Origin of the sequence: Microcystis sp. LE19-41.2A, assembly GCF_027530405.1 — a bacterium.
GTDB classification, from domain to species: Bacteria; Cyanobacteriota; Cyanobacteriia; order Cyanobacteriales; family Microcystaceae; genus Microcystis; species Microcystis aeruginosa.
This window is the reverse complement of sequence record NZ_JAPZQJ010000048.1, coordinates 1-3,895: the sequence shown is the minus strand read 5'-3', so window position 1 is coordinate 3,895 and position 3,895 is coordinate 1. Positions and strand designations below refer to the sequence as shown.

Sequence of the window (3,895 nt, the reverse complement as noted above, 5' to 3'; positions counted from 1 at the left end):
CCCCCGCGCATTAGTTTTTCGGTGGGATGCTTACAGGCAGCTGCTGATATATCTGTGATAATTCAAGAATCACTGATAATTGCTCATTGTCGGTATTTCTGCAAATGTCAGATGCAGCCATAAAGTAGGATGAGGGCAGTGGACATTGGGGGCAAATGAGGTTATATTTTATCTATAGAAGAACGTTTGTATGTCGCAACGATAATGAGTAACTCACTGCCAAAATATCTAGAGGAAATCACAGGCATTTATCAACAGGGTAACGCCACAGAACACAGTTATCGTCCTGCTTTAAAAAAATTAATTGAATCCCTAAATAATAACCTACAGGCTCTCAATGAACCCAAAAGGATTGCTTGTGGCGCTCCAGATTTTGTGATTAATCAGGGTATAGTAGAAATTGGTCATCTGGAAGCAAAAGATATCGGAACTTCTCTCAAAAAGGTTGAAAATACTCCCCAAATAAAACGTTATTTACAGGCTTTGGGTAATTTAATTATCACCGATCATTTAGAATTTCGTTGGTATGTATCGGGAGAATTGCGTCTATCAGCGTCCGTGGCAAGTCTTAATCAAAAAAAGCAAATTAAACCTGATTCCCAGGGTATTTTGCAAGTAGAACAATTGTTCTGTCAATTTTTCCTCTCAAAAGTTATTCAGATAACAACACCGCGAGAATTAGCGAAAAAAATGGCCGCTTTAGCGCAGTTAATTCGAGATGCAATCGGCCAAGCTTTAAAAGATCAAGATTGCGGGGGAATGTTGCGGCAACAATTGCAATCTTTTCAACGAGTTTTAATTAGTGATCTCAATGAAGCGCAGTTCGCCGATATGTATGCACAAACAATCTGTTATGGTTTATTCGCAGCACGCTGTAATACGGATCAAATAAGTTCTTTTTCCAGGGAAACGGCGGGATTTCGACTACCGAAAACTAACCCTTTTTTGCGGGGAATTTTTCATCAAATTGCTGGTACAGAATTAGATGAGCGGATTACTTGGGCCGTGGATACTCTAGCCACTATTTTACAACAAACGGACATGGAGGGGATTCTTAGCAGCTTTGGAAAACGCACGCGCAAGCAGGATCCTGTGGTTCACTTTTATGAGACTTTTTTAGCCGAATACGATAGTAAAATGCGTGAGTCTAGGGGGGTTTATTATACTCCTGAACCCGTGGTTTCTTACATGGTTCGCAGTGTGGACTATATTCTAAAAAATAAGTTTCAGATTCCTAAAGGTTTGGCCGATGCCAAAAAAATTACGATTAAAAATCCTAATAATAGCCAAGAAACTCAGGAAGTTCACCAAGTTTTAATCCTCGATCCTGCTGTGGGAACTGGCACTTTTTTACACTCTGTTATCGACCATATCTATGACAGTTTTCGTCAACAGAAAGGGATGTGGTCTAGTTATGTTAGTAAACATTTATTACCCCGTCTCTTTGGGTTTGAATTACTGATGGCTCCCTACACCGTAGCACACATGAAATTAGGTTTACAACTTCAGGAATTAGGCTATGATTTTAGTGCCGATGAACGCTTAGGAATCTATCTCACTAACACCCTACAGGAAGCTTTTCAAATTCCCCCTGCTGATGGGTTTTTAAATCGCATTCGCGATGAAGCAGAGTCAGCGCAAGGTGTTAAGCAAGAAATGCCAGTTATGGTTATTTTAGGCAATCCACCCTATTCCTATCAGTCGATGAATACTGACCCTTGGATTGTGAATTTGGTTAAGGATTATTATCAATTAGATGGAAAACCATTGGGAGAGAGAAACCCTAAAGGTTTATTAGATGATTATGTGAAGTTTATTCGCTTTGCTCAGTATCGGGTAGCGGAAACTGGTTATGGAGTTGTGGCGTTAATTACAAATCATGGTTATTTGGATAATCCCACTTTTCGGGGAATGCGTCAAAATTTGATGCAGACTTTTGATGAGATTTATATTTTAGATTTGCATGGGAATAGTAAGAAAAAAGAAGTTTGTCCCGACGGTTCACCCGATCAAAATGTGTTTGATATTCAGCAAGGTGTAGCGATTGCGTTTTTTATTAAGTATCAAGATAGTCAGCAAGATTTAGCCAAGGTTTATCATGCTGATTTGTGGGGTGTTAGAGAGGTTAAAGAGAATAGAGAGTTAGTTGGGGGTAAGTATCATTGGTTAGATGAAAATGATATTAGTTCAACTGAATGGTTAGATATAGAGCCTAAAAAACCATTTTATTTGTTAAGAATTCAATCAGAAAAATCGCTAGGTGAATATAATAAATATCATAGAATTGATGAAATATATATTACTCATATCTATGGTTTCAAGAGTCATCGTGATCACTTTGCTATAGATTTCGATAAAGAGCAGATAGTTAAACGAATTACTGAATTAGTTAATCAAGATAAATTAGATAATTCTTTTTCTGATAAATATGATTTAGGAAAGTGGGATTGGAAGAAAGCAGCTACAGCTTTGAAACAAGAGATAGACTTGTGGAGATTCCTTGACTTATGCGCTTATAGACCCTTCGACAATAGGTTTATGTTTTATTCTGATTATGTTATGGATAGAACAAGACCTGATTTAAGAAACCATATATTTAACAAAGAAAATTTGTGTTTAGTTTGTTCTCGTCAAATAGCAAATAATGAATATAGACATTTTTGGATAACTGACTTAGTTCCTAATGATTGTTTGATTTCAAATATCACGAAAGAATCTAACCATAACTTCCCCCTTTATCTTTATCCAACTAATAACCCAACGCTATTTGACACAGAAGCAACCAACTCGCCAAATGGTCGCCGTCCCAATCTAGCGCCTGAATTTATTAACAAACTTTCGGCAAAACTTGAATTAGAATTTATCAGTGATGGCAAAGGAGACAAAAAGAAAACCTTTGGACCGGAAGACATTTTTAACTATATCTATGCTGTCTTTCACTCTCCCCAATATCGCCAACGTTACGCCGAATTTTTAAAGATAGACTTTCCTCGTGTTCCTCTCACCAGTAATCAAGAATTATTCTGGGAATTAGTCAAAAAAGGTGACAGATTAGTACATTTACACCTGATGAAAGCAACGGGAAAAGAAATTAGTAGCTATCCCGTGGCGGGTTCTAATCTAGTCGAACAGGTGAAATATGACGAAAATAAACAACAAATTTCGATTAATTCTGACCAGTATTTTGCGGGGATTCCGCCCCAAATTTGGAACTTTTATATCGGCGGTTATCAAGTGTGTCAGAAGTGGCTAAAAGACCGCAAAGGTCGCCACCTTAGCTACGATGACCTAGAACATTATCAACAAATCATCTCCATTTTGGGAGAATCGATCGCAATTATGGAAACTATAGATATAATTATCCATAAATATGGTGGTTTCCCCTTTAGTTAAGCCACCGGTGAGAGAAGATTAATACTAAATCCGTTGAGTATAGGCTACATATTGGGAGAGGCAAAAGGGAGAATAAATAATCAGTACAGGTGCAAGATTTTGAGAGAATCGTGCTTCAAAACCTTGGGTTTTCATCGGCCCGCGTCCTGTAGGGGCGAAGCATTCGGGCAATAACCTATCGGTGAAACCGTAGATTTTCTATCCGAATGCTTCGCCCGTACTTTTTGCCGCAAACCCTAGATTGATATTTTATCGCAGGTTTCAACCACAGATAAAGCGTCTTCTAGGTTATATTTATTAGGGTTTTTCTTCCTTTTTTGTTGCGGTTGCCTTTTAAATTTATATTGAAATGTCTCAAAAATTTTGGCGTTGTCAAATTGAAAGATGCTCCGAATCAGCACCGGAACTGAAATTACTTTGATAGGAAAGATTACATGGCATCTTGACAATTAGTGTTTAATGAACGAATAGTGCCGATAGTTGGGCTTAAGTGGGGAACAAG

Annotated in this window: 1 protein-coding gene; it reads left to right on the top strand. The window is 37.9% G+C overall.

The annotated features are described in order from the left end of the window. Positions 1–204 precede the first annotated feature (204 nt). On the top strand, positions 205–3,393 hold the full coding sequence (locus O9290_RS02380; protein ID WP_288086637.1) for a type ISP restriction/modification enzyme: 3,189 nt from the start codon (positions 205–207) through the stop codon (positions 3,391–3,393). The last annotated feature ends 502 nt before the right edge of the window (positions 3,394–3,895 follow it).